Raw genomic sequence first — 1,093 nt, forward strand, 5'->3', positions numbered from 1 at the left:
CCGGTCGCGGCGCCGCTTGGCCAGGTCGGTGATGGTGCTGCGGACACGCGGTGCCGGCGTGCCGTCGCGCGGCCCTGCCTGCCCACGTCGCGCCCGCTCGAGCAGCTCCAGGAGCTGCTCGTTCACCAGCTCGGGGTGCTCGAGCATCACGATGTGCCCGGCGTCGTTGAGCACGACGTGCTCGGCGCCCGGCACCAGCCGCACGATCTCCTCGCTGTGCTCCGGAGGCGTGAGCAGGTCTCCGGATCCGTTCAGCACCAGCACTTCCGTGCCGTGGAACTGTGCGAGCGCCTCGCGCTTGTCGTGGCCCTCCAGCGACGGCATGAACGCCGCGATCACGTCCATGCTCGTGCCGAAGATCATGTCGGCGGTCAACCGCACGACCGCCAGCGGCACTGGGGACGCGAACGAGTACCGGTTGACGAAGAACTCCTCGACGTCCCGGCCCGCCCGTCGGGCCGAGTCGATCAGGGCCTGTCGCGACGACAGCCGGTCGACGGCCTGCGGCCCGACCCGGTGGATGACCTTGCCGAGAAGCTTGCCGAGTCCCCAGGACACGTCGGCAAGTCCGCCGGGGCTGGTGGCGATGAAGGCGGCGCCCACGCAGCGCTTGCGGATGAGCTCGTGGTGGTCCACGGCCAGGGCCATCATCGTCATCCCTCCCATCGAGTGCCCCACCAGCACGATCGGCCCCTCCGGCACGGCCTCCTCGATCACCCGGGCGAGGTCGCGACCGAGCTGGTCCACGTCGTATGACGTCCGCTCACCGGTCCCGGACCTCCCGTGCCCGCGCTGGTCCCACAGGACCACGGGGTAGCCGGCCGCGCGGAGCGCCCGCCGCTGGAACACCCAGCTGCGCAGGTTGAGCGTGTAACCGTGGCTGAACACGACGGTCGGCACGGCGTCGTCCGGTCCGGCGCCCGCGGGCCGATCCTGTGGGTGGTCGATCTCGACGTGCAGCGGCACGCCGTCGTCGGCCATCACGACGCGTTCCTCGTCGGGCACGTCGTCATACTCCTGCGCTGTCCCCAGGGCGATGGCGGTGCCACGGGCGCGCAGCAGCCGGTCGGCAGCGACGCCCACGGCCGCGGCA

Annotated in this window: 1 protein-coding gene; it reads right to left on the bottom strand. The window is 71.6% G+C overall.

The window, feature by feature from the left end:
* Positions 1-1,093 (bottom strand): alpha/beta fold hydrolase (locus FRW57_RS21925; RefSeq protein WP_152187075.1); only part of this gene is annotated, 1,093 nt, incomplete at both ends.

Source organism: Segeticoccus rhizosphaerae, from assembly GCF_009192725.1.
In the GTDB taxonomy this organism is placed as follows: domain Bacteria; phylum Actinomycetota; class Actinomycetes; order Actinomycetales; family Dermatophilaceae; genus Segeticoccus; species Segeticoccus rhizosphaerae.